This window comes from Acinetobacter sp. SA01, from assembly GCF_011319235.1.
Classification (GTDB): Bacteria; Pseudomonadota; Gammaproteobacteria; order Pseudomonadales; family Moraxellaceae; genus Acinetobacter.
The window spans coordinates 26322-47084 of record NZ_WXXM01000009.1; the positions used below are offsets into that span (position 1 = coordinate 26322).

General features: G+C 39.6%; 18 protein-coding genes, 2 tRNA genes and 2 pseudogenes. 9 read left to right on the forward strand and 13 right to left on the reverse strand.

The genetic code is table 11. From position 1 onward, the window contains the following. Positions 1–51: 51 nt before the first annotated feature. Positions 52–810 (reverse strand): Nif3-like dinuclear metal center hexameric protein, encoded by a 759-nt coding sequence (locus tag GTU69_RS09805; protein ID WP_166170139.1) that lies wholly within the window; start codon positions 808–810, stop codon positions 52–54. Between the two features lie 170 nt (positions 811–980). Here GTU69_RS09805 and GTU69_RS09810 point away from each other — a divergent pair, with 170 nt between their 5' ends. Next, positions 981–2162 carry a trypsin-like peptidase domain-containing protein gene (locus GTU69_RS09810; protein WP_166170141.1) on the forward strand — a complete coding sequence of 394 codons (1182 nt, stop codon included), beginning with the start codon at positions 981–983 and terminating at the stop codon, positions 2160–2162. Positions 2163–2330: 168 nt separating this feature from the next. Here GTU69_RS09810 and GTU69_RS09815 read toward each other — a convergent pair. Continuing rightward, a tRNA-Asn gene (locus GTU69_RS09815) sits at positions 2331–2406 on the reverse strand. A gap of 238 nt (positions 2407–2644) precedes the next feature. On the opposite strand from GTU69_RS09815, the gene GTU69_RS09820 reads away from it, so the two are divergent. Further along, on the forward strand, positions 2645–3103 hold the full coding sequence (locus GTU69_RS09820; protein ID WP_166170143.1) for a hypothetical protein: 459 nt from the start codon (positions 2645–2647) through the stop codon (positions 3101–3103). Between the two features lie 60 nt (positions 3104–3163). On the opposite strand, the gene GTU69_RS09825 is transcribed toward GTU69_RS09820, so the two are convergent. After that, positions 3164–3595: a PaaI family thioesterase gene (locus GTU69_RS09825; RefSeq protein WP_166170144.1), complete on the reverse strand. Its 432-nt coding sequence runs from the start codon at positions 3593–3595 to the stop codon at positions 3164–3166. Positions 3596–4061: 466 nt separating this feature from the next. Between GTU69_RS09825 and GTU69_RS09830 the strand changes: the two genes are divergently transcribed. Next, positions 4062–4913: a DMT family transporter gene (locus tag GTU69_RS09830; RefSeq protein WP_166170146.1), complete on the forward strand. Its 852-nt coding sequence runs from the start codon at positions 4062–4064 to the stop codon at positions 4911–4913. A gap of 119 nt (positions 4914–5032) precedes the next feature. On the opposite strand, the gene GTU69_RS09835 is transcribed toward GTU69_RS09830, so the two are convergent. The 3 genes from GTU69_RS09835 to map form a co-directional block, all read right to left on the reverse strand. Continuing rightward, the gene (locus GTU69_RS09835; RefSeq protein ID WP_166170148.1) at positions 5033–6259 is read right to left on the reverse strand and encodes a pyridoxal phosphate-dependent aminotransferase; all 1227 of its coding nucleotides are present in this window, start codon (positions 6257–6259) and stop codon (positions 5033–5035) included. Positions 6260–6567: 308 nt separating this feature from the next. Continuing rightward, positions 6568–6987 carry a hypothetical protein gene (locus GTU69_RS09840; RefSeq protein ID WP_166170150.1) on the reverse strand — a complete coding sequence of 140 codons (420 nt, stop codon included), beginning with the start codon at positions 6985–6987 and terminating at the stop codon, positions 6568–6570. A 162-nt stretch (positions 6988–7149) separates the two neighbouring features. Then, complete coding sequence (map, locus tag GTU69_RS09845) at positions 7150–7977, reverse strand: type I methionyl aminopeptidase (RefSeq protein ID WP_166170152.1); 828 nt, start codon at positions 7975–7977, stop codon at positions 7150–7152. A 207-nt stretch (positions 7978–8184) separates the two neighbouring features. On the opposite strand from map, the gene rpsB reads away from it, so the two are divergent. From rpsB to GTU69_RS09860, 3 genes and pseudogenes are all read left to right on the forward strand, one after another. Next, a complete protein-coding gene (gene rpsB, locus GTU69_RS09850) occupies positions 8185–8937 on the forward strand; it encodes a 30S ribosomal protein S2 (RefSeq protein ID WP_086175302.1) in 753 nt (250 codons plus the stop codon). 140 nt (positions 8938–9077) lie between these two features. After that, positions 9078–9953 carry a translation elongation factor Ts gene (gene tsf / locus GTU69_RS09855; RefSeq protein ID WP_086194999.1) on the forward strand — a complete coding sequence of 292 codons (876 nt, stop codon included), beginning with the start codon at positions 9078–9080 and terminating at the stop codon, positions 9951–9953. Between the two features lie 77 nt (positions 9954–10030). Further along, a pseudogene (locus GTU69_RS09860) lies at positions 10031–10515 on the forward strand (DUF3465 domain-containing protein). Between the two features lie 114 nt (positions 10516–10629). Here the strand turns inward: GTU69_RS09860 and GTU69_RS17180 are convergent. The 7 genes and pseudogenes from GTU69_RS17180 to GTU69_RS09890 all read right to left on the reverse strand — a co-directional run bounded on the left by GTU69_RS17180 (position 10630) and on the right by GTU69_RS09890 (position 17301). Beyond that, positions 10630–11038, reverse strand: a pseudogene (locus tag GTU69_RS17180) (Mpo1-like protein). Between the two features lie 247 nt (positions 11039–11285). Continuing rightward, a complete protein-coding gene (locus GTU69_RS09865) occupies positions 11286–11894 on the reverse strand; it encodes a septal ring lytic transglycosylase RlpA family protein (protein WP_086195000.1) in 609 nt (202 codons plus the stop codon). 285 nt (positions 11895–12179) lie between these two features. Continuing rightward, the gene (mltB, locus tag GTU69_RS09870; RefSeq protein WP_166170154.1) at positions 12180–13181 is read right to left on the reverse strand and encodes a lytic murein transglycosylase B; all 1002 of its coding nucleotides are present in this window, start codon (positions 13179–13181) and stop codon (positions 12180–12182) included. A 922-nt stretch (positions 13182–14103) separates the two neighbouring features. After that, positions 14104–14754, reverse strand: coding sequence for a hypothetical protein (locus tag GTU69_RS09875; protein WP_086195002.1), 651 nt, complete (start codon positions 14752–14754; stop codon positions 14104–14106). 26 nt (positions 14755–14780) lie between these two features. After that, positions 14781–15596 (reverse strand): NADPH-dependent 7-cyano-7-deazaguanine reductase QueF, encoded by an 816-nt coding sequence (gene queF / locus GTU69_RS09880; protein WP_166170156.1) that lies wholly within the window; start codon positions 15594–15596, stop codon positions 14781–14783. Then, on the reverse strand, positions 15596–16369 hold the full coding sequence (locus tag GTU69_RS09885; RefSeq protein WP_086195004.1) for an ABC transporter permease: 774 nt from the start codon (positions 16367–16369) through the stop codon (positions 15596–15598). The genes queF and GTU69_RS09885 overlap by 1 nt, the downstream gene beginning before the upstream one ends. Then, complete coding sequence (locus GTU69_RS09890; protein ID WP_166170157.1) at positions 16366–17301, reverse strand: ABC transporter ATP-binding protein; 936 nt, start codon at positions 17299–17301, stop codon at positions 16366–16368. The genes GTU69_RS09885 and GTU69_RS09890 overlap by 4 nt, the downstream gene beginning before the upstream one ends. Before the next feature lie 179 nt (positions 17302–17480). Here GTU69_RS09890 and GTU69_RS09895 point away from each other — a divergent pair. The 3 genes from GTU69_RS09895 to GTU69_RS09905 all read left to right on the forward strand — a co-directional run bounded on the left by GTU69_RS09895 (position 17481) and on the right by GTU69_RS09905 (position 20658). Further along, positions 17481–17556: transfer RNA gene (locus GTU69_RS09895), tRNA-Arg, on the forward strand. A gap of 168 nt (positions 17557–17724) precedes the next feature. After that, positions 17725–19050 (forward strand): integrase arm-type DNA-binding domain-containing protein, encoded by a 1326-nt coding sequence (locus tag GTU69_RS09900; RefSeq protein ID WP_166170159.1) that lies wholly within the window; start codon positions 17725–17727, stop codon positions 19048–19050. Positions 19051–19356: 306 nt separating this feature from the next. Beyond that, positions 19357–20658 carry a hypothetical protein gene (locus GTU69_RS09905; protein ID WP_166170161.1) on the forward strand — a complete coding sequence of 434 codons (1302 nt, stop codon included), beginning with the start codon at positions 19357–19359 and terminating at the stop codon, positions 20656–20658. Positions 20659–20763: the final 105 nt, after the last annotated feature.

The window sequence follows — 20763 nt, forward strand, 5'->3', positions numbered from 1 at the left end:
GAATAAAGCCTCAATTTATACGTATAAAGAAAATGTTAAACCGTCATTAAATTAAATCGGATTGTTTAATTCAAAGTAACTATACTCAATATCGAACTGTTCTGAAATAGCTTTTGCCAGACGTTGTACCCCATAACGTTCGGTAGCATGATGCCCGCAGGCATAGTAGTGCACATTCAGTTCTTTGGCCTCATAAAAAGTCCGTTCACTGACCTCGCCGGAAATGTACGCATCACAATTTTGCTCCGCCGCTTTGCCAATAAAATCCTGAGCGCCACCTGTACAATAAGCCACTTTCTGAATGCTGGTTTTTTCGGCAGGAAGGTGAATGGCATTAAAATTTAAACGTTCAGAGACATATTGTTTAAAGTCTTCAGCAGACATGGCGTTTTTTAAATAACCAATATTGCCAATCGGGTTGCGTTCAGCTGGATCTAAAGCTTCAATATTTTCTAATGCTAACATCTCGGCAATCGCGGCATTATTACCTAAAGTAGGGTGACTATCTAAAGGTAAGTGATAGCCGACCAGTGAGATATCATGCTGAATCAGGCTTTTAATACGTTTACCACGCATACCTGTAATCGGGTAGGGTTCACCTTTCCAGAAATAGCCATGATGCACCAGCAGTAAGTCGGCACCTTGTTTAATTGCAGCCTCAATCGCATCCTGAGATGCCGTAACAGCACACAAAATTCTGCTAATCTCCGGTTTGCCTTCTATTTGCAAGCCATTTGGTGCATAGTCTTTAAATTCGTGTGATTTCAGGGTTTGATCACACCACTGAATAATCTCGCTGAGCTTTGCCATAAATTTCTCAAAAGCCTTAATATTGAATATCATCAAAAGATATTTTGAATTGTAACTAAAGCAGCACAAAACTCTGAATTATTTTTAAGTTTCCTGCTGTATTTCATTTTACAATGGCCAATAAATTACTTAGTCATCAACGAATTAAAATATTGTTAGAGGAAATTACCGTGCGCCGCACCTTTTCATGGTTACCTTGGGTTTTACTTGTTTTAGTCACTCTCGGTTTTCTTGTCTGGCAACATTCTCAGAAGCCACAAGCCCCTGTTGCATCTGACGGTATAAAAATGCCAAGAGAAAAAGTCGAGCCTTTAGTTAATACCAACAGGGCGGGTGCAGTCGAATCTTACAGTAATGCCGTGAAGGTGGCGGCTCCTGCGGTGGTAAATATTTTCACTACCCAGAAAGTGAATAAAGCAGAGCACCCTTTGTTAAATGACCCTGCATTTCGCGAGTTTTTTGGTGATCAGGTCCCTGAACAGTTTGATCAGGAGCAAAATGAAAACAGTCTGGGGTCGGGTGTTATTGTACGTTCAGATGGTTACATCTTGACTAATAACCATGTAATTGCTCAGGCTGAACAGATTGTGGTGGGTCTGAATGATGGACGCCGTGCAGTCGCTAAAGTGATTGGTACAGACCCGGATTCTGATCTGGCGGTGATTAAGATTGAACTCGACAAGCTGCCGGTTTTGCCTTTTAAACTCAGCGGCAATGAAGTTGGGGATGTGGTACTTGCAATTGGTAACCCATTCGGTGTGGGACAAACGGTCACTCAAGGGATTATTTCCGCCACCAACCGTTCAGATTTGGGCATTAATACTTATGAAGACTTCATTCAAACCGATGCGGCGATTAATCCGGGGAACTCGGGTGGGGCACTGATTGATGTGGCGGGTAATCTGATTGGTGTGAATACGGCTATTTTCTCGCAATCCGGTGGTTCATTGGGGATCGGTTTTGCCATTCCTGCAAAAGTGTGTCAGCAAATTCTCAATTCAATTCTGAAAGACGGTCGTGTAGTTCGCGGCTGGTTGGGCATTAGCCTCATGCCAGTACAACAGGACAATATTCTTGAACCTAAGCAAACTGGCGTAGTCGTTGCTGACGTACTTCCTCGTGGTCCTGCAGCCAAGGCGGGAATTAAAAAGGGTGATAAAATTATCCAAGTCAATGGAGAACAGATTACTTCTGCTTCCCACTTGATTAATTATGTAGCCTTGCAAGCACCGAATAGCACCATTAAAGTTGAAGTGGTGCGAGACGAGCAGCCATTAACCCTGAATGTGGTGGTGACTGAACGTAAAGCACAGAATAATAATTCACAATATATTCCTTTACCTCAACAATAAAAACAATCCTGCTATTGATCCATGTTGAGGTGAGTGAACACAGAAAAAGCGCATTTCGATGCGCTTTTTTTTTATGGCCTGGCTTAGAGTTTATCTGATGACTAGATAATTATAGATTATTTAGGCAATAAAAAAAGCCCGCTTTAGTGCTGCGGGCTTTTTTGTATTTGGCTCTCCAACCTGGGCTCGAACCAGGGACCTGCGGATTAACAGTCCGTCGCTCTACCGACTGAGCTATTGGAGAATCTGCATGCGATTATAAGCAGATTTTACAGGGGGTCAAGCTAAAAGTGTCATGATTCCTTAATTTTTATGCCGTATGCTTTTTATTTAAACAACTCAATTAAAAATCCTAAAAAAACTTGCACAGCCAAAACTGGATTGTTAGATTAAATGCATAACAGAGCGTTTGAATGTAAGTTCAAACAGTGTGGATTTAAACCAACTTGCCAGCACTAAAATGGCTAAACAGGAGAAAGCGAATGCATACGCTCACGATTGCCGAAATTTTTTCAAATTTATCTTTTTATCAAGACAATTACCTTTCTATTATTCAAGACCCGCAGTGCTATCAGACCGCTGTTGAGGATGCTTATATCCAAGTCTGGCCTGTCGGAACTCAAGCCTTATATTTAGGTGACTTATTGCAGCTTTGGTTTAGCGATAAATGGTTGATTAATTCACCTTGTCAGTTACTTTTAGATAGTTATTCCAATGGTCGCAAGCAACCTTTGCAGCGTGATCATGACCTGTATTTATATCAATTGAATGGCAGTGCCTTATCCGGACGTAATAATTCAAAAGTGTGGTCGGTGTCGGAACAGAAAAAACTTTCCATATCACTCGATAGCGTATTTAAGTATTTATGTATTTATAAGGGAATTTCACGTCCAGAAGTGTCTTTATCTGCACTCACCAAATCGTTTAAATCTGCCGTTTAATTATGCATTAGCATAAGAGCTTAGGAAATGACTTAAGCTCTAAATGCAGTATATTGTGTATTAACGGATAATCATACAAGTCGCAGTAGCATGGGCATAAAGTTTGCCATCTTCATCGACAATTTTACCTTCAGAAATACCTAGGTTCTTGCTGATATTCATTACTTTGCCTATAGCGATTAGTTCCTGATCTTGAGGAATAGGGCGGCACATTTTGATATTTAAATCGATGGTGCCATAACCCACACCTGCTTCCAGCATACTGTGAACGGCACAGCCAGTAACGGAATCCAGTACGGTTGCTGCAAAACTGCCATGTACGCCCCCTAAAGGGTTTAAATGATGGTTATCCGCTTTCACTTTGAAATGAATCGTGCCTTCCGAAACTTCATAAGGCTGTATGGGAATGTTTTTACTCATTGAGGGTGTTGCAATTCTGCCATTACAAATGGCTTGTAAAAGTTGCAGTCCAGTCATTTCTTTGGGATTCATTGTTATTATTTCCTTATTTCCTTATTTCCTTATTTCCTTATTTCCTTATTTCCTTATTTCCTTATTTCCTTATTTCCTTATTTCCTTATTTCCTTATTGATTTATAAGTTCCAAAAAGGAACTTGATTTTAAATTAGCGGTGTTGATCAAAACCGTCAAGAAATATGCAGCAGGTCTTAGGGAAATAAAATTTATTGAATGAGCAAAAGAATAGAAAATTATTAAAGCATAAAACTAAGCGTACTATCTCTCGTACTATAAAAAGTTGCCAAAGGATAAGTCGAGAGTCACTTGCAGTAGTTTGTAAAGATTGAATGTTGATCATCAAGTGCGTGTGGATCATTGTTATGTATCTCCAGAATTTTGCTCATGTGTATTTTTTATAAAATGAATCGGCAAATTTCTATGGATTTAAAAAGCTAGATTGGCTATATCTAAAGCAGGTTGTTGATAGGGACGCTCAACCATGCTGTTTAAAATCATGATTGCCATGCTGGCTTTTGCTGCCAATTCGGTTTTATGCCGTTTGGTATTGGCAGGCCAGCAAATTGACCCGATGAGTTTTAGTCTGATTCGTGTCTGTAGTGGTGCTGTCGTTTTATTGGTGCTTTACCTGTTTTCTGCACAAAAAGCCAAAATTGAGTGGAGTGTTAAAAACGGTTTTTTTCTGGCGCTGTATATAGTCGCTTTTTCACTGGCTTATTTACATATAGATGCCGGTGTCGGGGCATTGCTGTTATTTGGCACTGTCCAGCTCAGTATGGTCGGTTATGGTCTATGTCATGGTGAAAAAATCAATCTGCGCCGTGGTGCCGGGTTGTGTATTGCCATTATTGGCATTTTCATTCTCTTGCTTCCGGGTGCAGATGCTCCAAATTTGGTTTATGCAGCCATTATGGTGCTTTCAGGAATAGGCTGGGCTATGTACAGCATTGCGGGCAAAAATATGCAAAACCCCTTGGTCAGTACCTTGGCTAATTTTGTCATGGCGATTCCTTTTGTCTTGCTGGCTTACGCTGCGTTTTATGCCCACAGCTTTACACAGCCTCAAGGTGTGCTTTTGGCGGTGCTGTCAGGTGGTTTGGCCTCAAGCGGTGCCTATGTGTTGTGGTATGTCATTGTGAAACAGATTGACCGTGTGACAGCCAGCAGTGTGCAGCTCTCTGTGCCGTGTTTGGCGATAATGGGTGGCGCGCTGTTTATTGGTGAGACTTTAAGCTGGCGGATGATCATGTCTGCCGTCATTGTTTTAGCAGGAATTGCCTTGGTGATGAGAACTACGCCTGATCAGACGCATGCGCAAAGCACATTGAAATAATTAAAATGTGTTTAAAGTAGAATTACTCTGGATATTTTTAGGTTTAAAAAGATCAATCCTGAGATAAAAAACCCGCGAAAATCGCGGGTTTTTTTAAATCTTACTTTAGAAAAAGCAGATTATTTTTCAGCAGCAATTGAAGCAATCGCTGCATCTACGCCTTCGATTGAATCAGCAGCTTTCTTGATACGAGCAAGTGCATCTACAAGAACTTCGTCAGCAGTTGCATATGAAATACGCATGTAACCGCCTAGACCGAATGCATCACCAGGAACAACGGCAACACCAGTTTCTTCCAGTAACCATGCAGAGAATTCTGTGCAAGATTTTAAACCTTTGGCACGAATTAACGGACGGATATTGGCATAAGCATAGAATGCACCGTCAGCAGGCAGGCAAGTAATACCGTTGATGTCGTTCAAGCCTTTCACAACCAGGTCGTGACGACGTTTGAAAGCTTCAACCATTGGCTCAAGAACGTCTTGAGGACCGTTCAATGCAGCTTCGGCAGCAACTTGTGAAATAGAAGTCGGGTTAGAAGTGGATTGAGACTGGATTTTTTTCATCGCACCAATCAGTTTGGCAGGACCCGCTGCATAGCCGATACGCCAGCCAGTCATTGCATAGGCTTTAGATACGCCGTTAAGTACGATTACGCGATCGTAAAGGTCTGGAGCAACAGTGGCGATGTTGTAGAATTCGTCGTCCCAACGGATTGGTTCGTACATGTCATCAGATGCAACCAGTACTTCTGGGTATTTACGAAGAACTTCAGCCAAAGCTTCAAGTTCAGCTTTAGTGTAGATCATGCCAGTAGGGTTAGATGGGCTGTTCAATACCACTAAACGGGTTTTGTCAGTAATAGCAGCTTCTAATTGAGCAGGCGTGATTTTGAAACGTTGTTCTTCACCACATTTCACTACAACAGGCACGCCTTCAGCAATGAGTACCATGTCTGGATAGCTTACCCAGTATGGCGCAGGGATGATCACTTCATCACCTTTATTTAACAGAGCAAGTGCCAAGTTAAAGAATGACTGTTTACCACCGCAAGAAACCAGAATCTGGTTTGCTGCATAGTCAAGATTATTATCACGTTTTAATTTCGCAATAATTGCTTTTTTAAGACCTGGAGTACCGTCAACAGCGGTGTATTTGGTAAAACCGTTGTTAATAGCTGCAATTGCTGCATCTTTGATGTGTTGTGGGGTGTCAAAATCTGGTTCACCTGCACCCAAACCAATTACGTTTTTACCAGCAGCTTTAAGTTCGGCAGCTTTGTTGGTAACAGCAAGTGTAGGGGACGGTTTGATGGCATTTACACGATCAGAGAGACGTACGTCCACGGCAGTATTCCTTCTTATAGGGATTAAAAAATAAAAAAGCACACTATCTTATCTTAAATTGCGCCAAAAAGGGGAGGTCGAATATAGCAATATTGGAAAAAAGTATTTAATCCGGTTGAATCAGCTGAGCATTAACAATTAATAATTAAATAATTAGTCTGAATAAAAGGGCTAAGAATGACTAAAAAATGGCGGTAAAAGTGATAATTAAATGTGAATGACTAAGTGAAAAAGAACACTACAATTAGATGGTGCACTATTTAATTGTAGTGTGTGGAGTGTTAGCAAGTTGTCACAAAAACTAAACATCAATAAGCATAATTCAGATCGGTATAATCATTTAAGGATTTTTGCAGATGGGTATTAATGAACTCATGTACATCAGCAGTAGTCATTGGTTGCCCCTGTTTGGTAATGACATGTTCAATCGGCTGCTGACCTTGGGCAGTAATAGTATAGACAAAATTACGCGTCACTTTGAAACCAGCTTCTGCTTTGAGGATGCAAGTCACATAATGATAGCTATGTTCAAAGTTTAAATCGGTATGTGAAAATACAAACTGATCAAACAGTTTCATGTTTTGACCATCAGCCAAAGCTTTGAGTTCATCCACAATGCTGGCACTAAATTTCATGCCGTAACGTTCAGAGATAGGCTTGTGATCAATCAGTAGTGAAACGGTGTCATCATCATTTTGGGTTACGGTGACATTGCTAAAATCGGACATGAAAAATCCCTGTGTTAAATTGAACTGTGCTGCAGTATGTGGAAAATAAAGTGAAAATCAATTGAGTGTGGTACAGATTTTAAGCAAAACGTTTAACTGAAGATAACTTTAAATAAAAATGGCTACAACAGAGGTAGCCATTTAAATCAATTTGAAATGAACTTATTGATTAAAGCGGGACAGGTCTTCTTCAGGACGTGCAGTCAATACTTCAACACCGGTTTTTGTCACTAAAAGGGTGTGTTCATATTGTGCGGACAAGCTATGATCTTTGGTCACCACCGTCCATTTGTCACCTAAGATTTTGGTTTTCCAGTCGCCAGCGTTTACCATCGGTTCAATAGTAAAGGTCATGCCTTCTTCAAGCACCATGCCGGTATTGGGTTGACCATAATGCAAAACTTGCGGTTCGTCATGGAATACAGTGCCAATACCATGACCGCAATATTCACGGACTACGCCAAAACGTTCTGATTCAACATATTTCTGGATGGCATTGCCAATATCACCAATTGTAGAACCTGGTTTTACCGTCGCAATACCGAGGTACATGGCTTCTTGCGCCACTTTGCATAAACGATCGGCAAGAATTGAAGTTTCACCGCCGACGATATACATCATATTGGTGTCGCCGTGATAGCCGTCTTTAATGACAGTGACATCAATATTCAGAATATCGCCTTTTTTCAGGATTTTGCTTGCAGATGGAATGCCGTGACACACTACGTGGTTGACGGAAGTACAAATCACATGCTGGAAAGCTGGACGGCCGGGTGCTGCACCATAACCAAGACAGGCAGGAATGGCATCCTGTTTATTGACGATATAATCGTGGCAGATGGTATCCAGTTCGAGTGTAGAGACACCCGGTTTGATATGCGGTTTGATCATATCCAAAACTTCAGCCGCCAGTCGACCCGCCACACGCATTTTTTCAATTTCTTCAGGGGTTTTAATGAGTCGACGGGGAGCTTCGTAAGTACTGTTCATGATCTTTAAAAACTTTTGGAAATTTGTGTGTGACTATGGTATAAATAGCCGCCCATTTTATCAAATGCTTTTTCGTGAATAAATTTCACGGGCTTTGTGCGATGGGGCAATAAAATCCGCACATATATCGACACATTTCTCTGGGTGCTCGCAAGAGTGGAGAATGCGGATATATGGAGGCCTAACCCAAACTTTAAGGTAAAGAAAATGGCAGATTACAACGTAAGCATGCGCGACCTTCTTCAAGCAGGCGCTCACTTCGGTCACCAAACTCGTTTCTGGAACCCAAAGATGCGCGAATACATCTTTGGTGCGCGTAACAAAATTCACATCATTAACCTTGAGCACACTGTTCCTGCGTTAAATGATGCTTTGAACTTTGTTAACAATCTTGCAAGCAAAAAGAACAAAGTATTGTTTGTTGGTACTAAACGTGCTGCTTCTAACATCATTCGTGAACAAGCTCAACGCGCTGGTCAACCATATGTAGACCACCGCTGGTTAGGTGGTATGTTGACGAACTGGAAAACACTTCGCCAATCTATCAACCGTTTAAAAGATCTTCAAACTCAATCTACTGACGGTACTTTTGCTAAACTTACTAAACGTGAAGCTTTAGAACGTACTCGTGAAATGGAAAAACTTGAACGTGCTTTAGGCGGCGTTAAAAACATGGGTGGTTTACCTGACGCATTATTCGTAATTGACGTTGACCACGAATCAATCGCGATTAAAGAAGCTAAAAACTTGGGTATTCCTGTAATCGGTATCGTTGATACAAACTCTAACCCAGACAACGTAGATTACGTTATTCCTGGTAACGACGATGCGATCCGTGCGGTTACACTTTACGCTTCTGCTATGGCTGATGCTATCCTTGCTGGTAAAGAGTACGCTCAATCACAAGCAAATGCTCAAGCTAAAGGCGAAGAAGCTGCTAAAGAAGCTCCAGAGGCTTAATGCGTTTTGATGCAGAATTGTCATTTTTGCGACATGTAACCGTGGCAAATTAAGCGTCAAGAAAGCGAAACGGTCCAGAGAACACTTTGGGCCGTTTTTGTTGAACAGATTCATTTTTCTACCGTATTTAGGAGAATAACATGACTGCAGTTACTGCGAGCATGGTAAAAGAATTGCGTGACCGTACTGGTTTAGCAATGATGGAATGTAAAAAAGCTTTAACAGAAGCGAACGGTGACATCGAATTAGCGATTGATAACCTTCGTAAATCTGGTCAAGCAAAAGCAGCTAAAAAAGCTGGTAACATTGCTGCTGACGGTGCAATCACTATTGTTCAAGAAGGCAACAAAGCTATTCTTGTAGAAGTAAACTGCCAAACTGACTTCGTTGCTAAAGACGAAAACTTTGCTGGTTTCTCGACTAAAGTTGCTGCTGCTGCGCTTGCTGCAAACGAAACTGATGCTGCTAAAATTGCTGAATTGAAACTTGAAGATGGTTCAACTGTTGAAGAAGCGCGTATTGCTCTTGTTCAAAAAATTGGTGAAAACATCCAAGTACGTCGTGCGAAAATTGTTGAAGGCGAAAACCTTGCAGTTTACAAACACGGTTTAAAAATTGGTGTTGTTGTATCTTACAACGGTGATGCTGCGACTGGTAAAGGTATTGCGATGCACGTTGCTGCGTTCAACCCAGTTGCTGTAACTGCGGAAGGCGTATCTGCTGATCTTATCGCTAAAGAAAAAGAAATTGCTGAAGCGAAAGCATTGGAATCAGGTAAACCTGCAAACATCGTTGAAAAAATGGTAACTGGTTCAGTTGAAAAATACTTGAACGAAGTTGTTCTTGAGCGTCAAATGTACGTAATCGACAACGACAAGAAAGTTGCTGATGTTCTTAAATCAACAGCGACTACAGTTGCTCAATTCGTTCGCTTCGAAGTGGGTGAAGGTATTGAGAAAAAAGCTGAACTTTCTTTCGCTGAAGAAGTTGCTGCTGCTCAAGCTGCTGCAAAATAATCTCTGATTATTTGCAAAAAAAGCCCCGTTTGGGGCTTTTTTTATGCGGAGTTTAAAATTGTGAGAGAGCAATAAAGATGGTGAACAAAGCCCAGATGGGTATCGATGCCATTATTTTTGTTTTAGTTGCTGTCTATTTTGGTATTGATTTACAACAACGGCAAAATCCTTTAAATGAATTGCTCCGCAATTCAAAAGCACATACTGAAATTTTATCGAAATCACAATTTCAGAAAGCCTCTCTAGATTCGAAAGCATCAAATTTTCAAATTCCAAATGATGATGCAAAAATTCAACAGGCCTTTCAAACACAAAAAACAATATACAGCTCCAGTCAAGCGGAACAGTCAAAGTGGTTTTAGTGGATGATAACAACGGCTCACGTCATCAAAAGTTTATTCTACAATTGCAGAATGGCCTAACCGTGTTAGTGGCTCATAATATCTATTTAAGTTCCCACATTGATGGATTGCAAAAGGGAGATACGGTCGGGTTCTATGAAGAATATGAGTACTCTGAAAAAGGTGGGTTAATTCACTGGATTACTCACGCTCCACAATAATGATATGCAGAAGTATGGTTGAAATAGAAAGGGAGAATCTATCAATAAAGGTCCTTTAGAAGGCTAAAACGATAAGTGCTCTTAAATTGCGTTGTTTTTCGATTTTTGGCGGGTTTAAATTTTTGCTGGTGGTTCAATTGTGTGGGCATTCATGCACCATACGCGGCCAATGAGGAGGAACTGGAGATATTTAAACAAGGAAGACTTTTTCTCTCGACCTTATGGCTATAAAATTGCCCAATTCAGGCTAAAATGAAAAGCGCAATATAAAATCCTGTTCCTAGAGGCAAAATAAAAATCAGCCACGCCATGATTAGAATGAGAGCAGCCATTGCGACAGCAAGGACTAAGTTTAGTCGTGTAAAAAGACCAAGCTTAAAACCAAAATTAAGGCCGTGATTAACGCACTGAAATGAGCAAGAGCAATGATCGAAAATAAAATAGCGAGCACATAAGCTCAGTGAATGACTTTGTTAATTTTGTTCTGATGGTTTTCACTATATTCATTCAGCCATTCTGTTATAGCTTTCCTTGTTTACTCCGGCTTTTTATTGATGAACATCCATCAATCCATGCTTTATTCTTGTAAAGATAAAATATAAATCAGACAGCAGTCCTCACATGAGCGGCTTAGTAATATTTGTTTGTAAAGGATGGGTGATGTTGGGGTGTTGTGAACAAGATTGGGGAGATGGTTACTTTTGGTCAGGCATTAAAAAAGCCACGAGAAGTGGCTTTTGTGTCAAATGTATCAGGAGTCTGGCAAGCTCTTATGAATTTGGACCATCCACACGTTCGATGTTTACTTTTGCAGTACCTGCATTGGTAATACCGAGTTGTTTTGCAGCACCATAAGATAAGTCTAGAACACGATTACCATGGAATGGACCACGGTCATTCACTTTTACCACTACGCTCTTACCATTGTTTTTATTGGTTACGCGAATATAGCAGTTTAATGGCAAGCTACGGTGAGCTGCAGTTAAACCATTCATATCGAAAGTTTCACCACTTGCAGTTTTACGGCCATGGAACTGACGACCGTACCAAGAAGCTGCACCAGTTTGGCTAAATTTACGTACTGTATTCGATGCAACAGTATTTAGCTTTTCAATCACTGAAGGCTCGTCTGCAGGGATTTCAATTTTTGCGGCAATCGTTTGACGACGAATTTTATCACCAGAACGTTCAGCGATTGAAAGACTATTTAAATTTGAAAAGTGGGAATTAAAATTTTGAGCATCTTTATTTAATACACGCGTGGCCAAGCGGGAGTTGTCACTATCGGTATTAAATGATGACTGCACCAATTCTGCTTGAGACTGACTCAGGGCAAAGGTGGTAGTTAAGGCTAAAATATACTTTATCGAGGAATGCATTATTAAACTCCTAAAGACTGCTCTTTTATCTCAATTAAGCGATTGAAATAAAAGCGATCAAGTCTGTTAATTCTCTTTTGCAACTACATTTGACGAGATGGATAATATTCATGCCAAGCTAAAGCTGTCTACTTTTTAATTAAAATAATTACAAAAAGTACAGAAAAGCATCGTTTTTAGATTAAAATTTAATCAATATTGTAACATAATGTTTAATATGTTCATTTTATGAACAATTTATCAAAAATAAATCTTGACTTTAGTGTTGTTTGGTAAAAATCAGTCTTAACGACTGACGATTTCGTTACCTAATTGCCATACCGCTGTAGCATACATGCGACTCTTGTTGTAGGTCGTAATGACCTGAAAATTTGGATAGGTAATATAATAAATCGGGCCATAACTATCTTGAAGTTGAATAATATTTACCATATCCAGATCATCAATTTGTACAATCGGATTGATCGGGGTGATGCCTTGAGTTTTTAAAGCGCCATATGGTGTTGGCTGTTCCAAATCTTTTGCAATAATTGAGTCTGGATTATTCCCTGTATAGCGGGCAGCAAAGCCGATGGGTTGATTGCGTTGCCATCCATGTTGTGCCAAGTAGTTGGCAATAGAACCAATAGCATCTACGGCAGAATTTCTTAAGTCAATATGTCCATTGCCATCATAGTCCACGCCCATTTTGCTAATGTTGCTCGGCATGAATTGAGGATAACCAATCGCTCCAGCATAAGAGCCAACCACTGAGCTGGCAGGTACTCCATCTTTATAGGTCCATGCAATCAGTGCCGCGAGCTCATTCTGGAAATACTGGGCACGTCGCTCATAGCCGAAGCCTAGGGTTGCTAGGGCATCACGGGTAATGAAATTACCCTTATTGGCACCAAAACCGGTTTCTACCCCTAAAATCCCTAAAATGATCGATTGCGGTACACCAAACTGCTGTTCAGCGCGGTTTAAAGTGTCGGCATATTGAGTTTTGAAACGTACCCCACGCTGAATGGTGCTTTCCGCCATAAAATTGGTTTTATATTCATACCAGGGTTTACTTTCACCAGGGCGGTTCATGATATTGATGATATTAGGCAGGTTTTTTGAGCCATTCATGGCCCAATCGACCTGTTCTGCACTCAAGCTATAAGTTTGCATGGTCTTTTGTTTAAAGCTGTTATATGCGGGGTTATTATAAAAATCGTTAGCTTGACAGAAACTGGTGATGGAAAGTGCACCGAGAAGTAAAGGAAGACGTTTAATGCTGTTATAAAAGTTGATACTTAACATATTACTCAAAGTTCCAAAAACATAATCAGTGTGTGTAAATTGACTTCACGACGCTAAAAGACGGTATTACAAATATAGTGACCAAAAATCCATTTCATGAAAGATAACGGAATTTTTCAAGTGGTTAAGATAGCATTGACCAGGGCTGTATCCACAAGTCCATATACAAAAAAAGACAAAGAACGTTATTTATTGCATAAATCCATGTATTTGATGCCAGTTCTTTGAACTGTACTGTGTATACTCAGCAGAAGAACTGCAAATTAAAGTTCAGTCTGCTTAAGCTGATCCAGCCCGGTTCTTTATATTGTTTGCAATGATACGTTTTATATAAGCCCAGAATATGAAATTTAGTAGTGATTTTGCATTATCAGGAGGTGTTTGTCTGAAAAAACATCAGAACATTGTATCTGGTTGGATGGATGCTTAATTGTAATAAATCATCTAATATTTACCGGTCAGGTAAAAATATGTTCTGTTATGGCTTCTTTGTATCAGATCGCTAAAAAAGTCTATTTGAAAACAAAATTTAGAAAAATTCCTGCTTTTTTATTTCTTATTCAAGCATGCAAGAATCTGCTTGCTAGACAACCATCTTACAAGTTCATAAATTGAAATTTTTCTTGATGATTGTTGCTATAAAAAACGTGAAAGAGATAAAAATTTAAGCCCTAAAATAGTATAAAAAGTGAATTCAGTAGGGTTTGATTTTGCTCAACACTTTATATTGAAATTATTTGTATAAATGATTGAGGCAGAGATCATAAAGCCTTTTCTGAAATTTATATAATACCCAGTACATCTATAAATTTGATCAAGACAAATACTCACAAAGACAGTAGTGCTGCACTTATGGTTTGGGAATAAAATTTTGCAATAAAAAACCTGGCGATTGCCAGGTTTTAGATCATGTTAAATGTGCTCAAGCATGAAATAAGGTATCGTGATATTCAGCCAGTACCAATAACTCACCTTTAGTTAGATGCGGAATGATTTTTTCCACAGCAATATGTACGGCTTTAATCACTGCAGCAGAACCCAGATCGGCAGCTTTACGCTTGATCATGCCTAAATCTAGGGTTTTATTAAAGTCATTCATGAAATGACGTACGGTCGCTTCAGCAAACTGCTTATAAAGTTCAGTTAAGACTGCTTTATTTACCTCATTGCCTGCTTTAATTTCCGCATAACTATTTTTAAGATTGGTCACCAGACTGGCATCTAATGGTTCACCTACACGGAAATTGCCATCTGCATCTTTAAACAGGCTTTTTTGTGAAAACTCAATTGACTGTTTTACTACATCATTGGAGGATTTGCTCAACAACTGTTTCAATAAAACTGCAACGGTTGATTTGACATAACCGGCCAGTTTTTCAGCGGTATCACGTTTATCACTGGCTGGGAAACGACGCACAAGCTCAGTCAAAATAGCATCAATGATTTCATCATTGATCAGCAATGCAGTCTTGTCGCGTAAAGGGTATAGCGGTTCGCTGGAATTTTTCTTTTCCTGACCTGTTTGAATACTTGTTAATAATTCTGCAGAAGGAATAAAACCAAAAAATGGCATGTTAAACAACCTCAATATTCTTCATTTTATTGTCGCGCCAAACGAATGGGGCGAGGCATCCATGTCGCATCGGATACACGGCAAGGGTTGATGTCTAATCCGCCACGACGTGTATAAGTTGCATATACCATCAGTTTTTCCGGCGCAAGGTTTTGCCAGATGTCGGCAAACATCTGTTCCACGCATTGTTCGTGGAAACCGTTATGCTGACGGTAAGAAATAATATAAGCTAAAATACTGCGATAACAAGGTTTTTTACCCTGATAACGTATAAAAACTGTGCCCCAGTCTGGCTGGCCGGTGACTGGACAGTTACTGCGTAGTAAATGTGAATAAAGTTGTACTTCAACTTGTTCACTATTTTCTGTGTCTAATGTTAATAAACTCGCATCTGGATGGTTTTCCAGGCGTTCAGGGCTTAAATCATCAATACAGATTCCTTCAGGTTTGGAAATATCCAGATCATCTACCTGAAATAAAGTCAGCGTGACCGGTGCACCTGCCGCAGCAGATAAATCTTTTTCGACCGTTGCAATAAATGCTTCTTTTGAATCGAATTGGGTAAAGTTCATACTATTAAAGTAGAGCTTGAGAGATTTTGATTCGATCAGGTTAGGTGAAGATGCCGGTAGAGTTATACGGCCAATTGCAACTTGAGGAATGCCTGCAGCATTGAGCCAGGAAATTTCAAAAACATGCCACCAGTCTTGACCTTGCTGAATACCTTCAACATGGGCGTATTTTTCACGTGCAGTGGCACGTGAAATTGGAAACAGAATATCGGGTTGATATTCTGTTGGATAATTGGTGTCTTTACCTAATAGAGAATGTTCTACACTCATTATTCACGCATTCCTGAACCACGAGAAAGTAAATAGTACGCTATGCCATATAGCACAGCACAACATAAGGTAATCACAGTCAATGAAATGGAAACATTAACATCACTATGACCTAAAATGCCGAAACGGAAGGCATTGACCATATATACGATCGGGTTAATTAAAGAGAGATTTTGCCAAAATGGACTTAAAGCACTAATGGCATAGAATACACCACCTAAATAAGTCAGTGGAGTCAGTACAAAAGTGGGGATAATCGAAATATCATCAAATGATTTTGCATAAACAGCATTAATAAAACCGCCTAATGAAAATAAAAATGACGTAATCAGCACGGTATATATAGTGACGAACCAGTTGGTGATATATAAGTCGGTAAAAAACAAGCTCATGGCAGTGACAATGATACCAACCAAGGCACCCCGGCAAACACCACCAATTACATAGCCCCACAAAATCATATGCAGCGGTACAGGACTCATGATCAGTTCTTCAATGCTTTTCTGGAATTTTGCACTAAAAAAACTGGAGGAGACGTTGGCATAACTGTTGGTGATTACGGCCATCATAATCAGGCCTGGTACAATAAACTGCATGTAGCTAAAGCCGCCCATTGTGCCAATTCGCGAACCGACCAAATTGCCAAAAATCACGAAATATAAACTCATGGTGATGGCAGGCGGCAATAAGGTTTGTGGCCAGATGCGCATGAAGCGACGCACTTCTTTATGTACCAGGGTATACAGCGCAACACTGAGTTGATTAAAGTTCATTGCGCAGCTCCGTCAAGATTTTTTTCAACCATTTTCACAAACAGTTCTTCTAAGCGATTCGATTTATTACGCATACTGCGCACTTGAATGCCTTGCGCTTCCAGCAGTTGGAACAATTCATTCACGGTATGTGCCTTATCCATGGTGACTTCTAAAGTGACAGGATCAATTAAATTAAAACGCACACCAATAATTTCAAGATGCAGCGGTTGAATCGGTTCGACCAAATCAAAAATAAAGGATTCTTCACTGAGCTGATTCAAGAAAGATTTCATGCTGGTATCTTCTTTAATCACACCACGGTCGATAATGGCAATGCGACGGCATAGCATTTCAGCTTCTTCTAGATAATGCGTAGTCAGAATAATGGATGTGCCTTTTTCGTTCATTTCGGTGAGAAAATCCCACATTGAACGGCGTAATTCAATATCTACACCGGCAGTCGGTTCATCTAAAATGAGCAGCCGAGGTTGATGCATCATGGCACGGGCGATCATCAAACGGCGTTTCATTCCGCCAGAAAGCATGCGTGCCTGTATGCCACGTTTTTCCCATAAGCCTAATTTTTCTAAATATTCTTCAGCTCGGCTTTCTGCAATTTTTTTAGGAATACCGTAATAGCCGGCTTGAGTCACCAAAATATCAAAGGTTTTTTCAAACTGACCAAAGTTGAATTCTTGCGGTACGACACCTAGGCATTGTTTGGCTTCTGAAGGATGGGTATCCAGATTATGGCCAAAAATTTCCACTGTACCAGAGGTTTTTTTGGTCAGTGAGCTAATGATGCTGATGGTGGTTGATTTACCCGCACCATTTGGACCAAGGAGGGCATAAAACTCACCTTCAGGTACCGTTAGGTTGATTCCTTTTAGTGCTTGAAAACCGTTACGATAGGTTTTGGATACGTCCCTCAAGGTCAATGCATCAGTCATGAAATTCTCACCTGGTGAATAGTATGAGTATTGTGAGTGATCTTGCTGAATAAACCAAGTAAATAAGCAGGAATTGTCTGTTACAATAATGGAACATTGCTCAAAGTATAAGCACAAAAATTGATGACTTATATATAGTTGCTTTACCTTACGGTTTTTTTTGTTATGATGTGCATCGCGCGCTCATAGCTCAACTGGATAGAGTACAGGTCTCCGAAGCCTGTGGCGTGGGTTCGAGTCCCGCTGAGCGCACCAAATCAATAGCAAAATATACAAGAACATAGTTTTAAGCCCTTTATATACAAGGACTTATATAAAAACATAGCAGAACATAACAAAATAAATAAGGATATAGTTGCAAGTTATAAGGATATATATGAGGATATATTCGATTCTATCCACTTTTGTATCCTTATTCTGACTATGGCCAAGCACATAACACCGCTCTCAGATTCCAAATGCACAAGCGCCAAGCCACAAGATAAAGACTATTCTTTATACGATGGACAGGGCTTAATTTTGTTTGTCCGAAAGAGTGGCACTAAGGTGTGGCGATATAAATATAAAAAAGCCAATGGTAAAGATGGATTGATGACGTTAGGCAACTTTCCCGCATTAAGTCTAAAGTCAGCAAGGGATAAACGCCGCGAATATGAAAAGTTATTGGCACAGTGTATAGATCCAATCGAATATGAAGAAATCCAAAAGTATAAAAAGGACAACTCATTTAGTTTTGAAGCCATAGCCCGGGACTGGCACAAGGAATACAGCAATACAGGCAGATGGATACCCGATACAGCAAACAAAGCATTAAGAAATTTAGAAGAGTATGTATTCCCCTTGATTGGAGAGAAGTCTATTGATGAAGTGAAGCCTAAAGATTTAGTTATGGTTTTGCGGTCAATTGAGGAAAAAGGATTTACAGAGGTACTTAAGAAAACAAGACAGAGATTTAGTGCCATCTTTGCTTATGCAATCTCAAGAGGTTTATTAGAGGAAAACCCATCTTATTTCTTAAAGGACGTATTTGTTAAGACCAATAAGGCAAAACACTATCCGCAATTACCACTTGAACGACTGCCTGAGCTATTGCAAAGATTGAACAGTGATACTGGCTATCCATTAACAAGATTATGCACGGCGTTCACATTGCATACCTTTGCGCGTTCCAGTGAGGTACGTTTTTCTCGTTGGACTGAGTTCGATCTTAAAAAGGGGATATGGACCATACCACCAGAGCGGGAATTAATAGAAGGACAGAAGTATTCTAATCGTGGTGCCAAAATGAAAACTGAGCACCTGATACCTTTATCGCCTCAGGTTGTTTCTATTCTTAATGAAATTCATATCTATAGTCACATGACTAAAAATGTTTTTCCCAAGAACGGCGACCCTCAAGGCTTTATCAGTGAAACCACAATCAATAATACTTTGCGCCGTTTAGGGTATGACACTGATAATGAGATATGCGGGCATGGCTTTAGGGGTATGGCTTGTTCTGCCCTGGTACAAAGCACGCTATTTCAAAAGGAAGCAGTAGAGAAGCAAATGAGCCACCAAGAGCGTGACCAGGTACGTTTGGCATATACGCACCAAGCAGAATACATGGAAGAACGGAAAGCTATGTTGAATTGGTGGAGTGACTACCTGGAAGCAAATCAGAACAGCTTTATAAGTCCTTATGACTTCACTCAGCAGCTTTTAAGCAATGATGTGATTAATTTTAAATACGCAAAACTGGCTAAGTGATAAACCTTATCGCTCAATCTGCATTTTAATATATTTCCCTAGAAACTCTGCGATTTTGCGAATAGGCTTTGTATGTCTTGCTATATAAGGGATTGCGTTTCGCAAACCGTTTGCGATTCGATTGCGACAGTTTGCGATTCGTATAGTTCTATTGCGACATACCTTGTCACACCACTTACCCAAATATACACAATTATAATTAAATATCGTTTATATTCAGTTTGCTAAGTCTAGGTTCGCTACCGAAAGTCAGATACCCAATCTGATTGGCTTAGCTATTTTATTGGGATGCTGTGGGAGGCATAAATGGGTTTATTGAATTTAATAAAAGAAGATGAAAGCTTAAAATTTATTTCATTAAAAGAAGCTATAAATCTATTGGCTGAAAAAACCAATTCCAATATCTATGAGGTATCAGCTTACCTTTTGAATAAAAATGTGCCTGGTCAGCTAGATAGTTATGCGCGCCAAAATAATTACAAAATAGAAGCCACTAGCTCATCAATCGATGAGACTCATTGGTGTGGTGAAAATCACTGTTTTTTCTGGTTGGAATATGTTGCTAAAGATCAAAAACATTACCCATCTTTTAGGGTTGCAAATAACAATAAATACAGCAGGGGTTGTGAGGAAAACTATTGGATTCGAGCTGACTTTTTAAATTTAGATTGTATTAAGGAGCTTAATGTATTTGGTACAGAAGATGCCAATTTAGATAAGCGCCAGCAATACATTTGGGATACTCATTATTTAAATATATTGAAAGATGATATTCCTGATTTAGAGATAGCTAAGGATGAATTATTTATCTATAGCTTTATGGATCAACCGCATGAATATGAGCAAATTCCCTATCAAGATGAAAACAATACAAAGCAATTAGACAACCTGTTACCGTCACATATAAAAATTCTAGCAATGAATGATTACTTTACAGTTGTTGAATCAGCTTGCTTCATCTCTTTTGATGAGCCAGAGAAAATGCAGGCATATATAGATAGTGGTGATTTAATTTATGATGCATGGAGGTATGGAGAACATATACAAGCTGTAAAGGTTATTGAGGGTGGATTAAAAGCTCAAAAATTAGATATGGATAATGATGGCATGATTTCTAGGACATCATTACAACAATTTTTATTTGATCGTAATCATGTGATTGCTGGCTTTAACGACAATCTATCACAACAAAATCAATCGACTTTTGGCATTCCAAAACTTCAACAGACAGAGCCAAATATTGAGAATCAGAATGCTGAGATTGCACGACTAAGGGGCGAACTGGCAGCAGCACAAGAACGTATTAAGCAGTTGGAATCAGAACCGCTAATTGAGCGAGTAGAAGAAAACAATCTTTTAGCCTTGATTTTTGATGAATCAGCTACTGACCGATACGCACCTGATTTAGTGCTCTCAATTAAATTATGGGAGCATATTTATATTACTAACCCAAAGAGTGATAGTCATACTAATAAAGCCATTAAATGGCTAGAGAACAATACATGCTATGAGGTAAATAAAAAAGCTGGATCAGCTTCAAAAATACGGGAAATCACAACTCCTTTTGTAAGCTGGGGCAATCTAAGAGATAAAAATTATAAAAAATAAATACCACCTAAATAATTGATTTATATATACCCTACCTACCCAAGCTAGGGTATTTTCTTTCTTTACCCCAGTTACCCCACCTATCCACATTTTTGCTTTTATGCC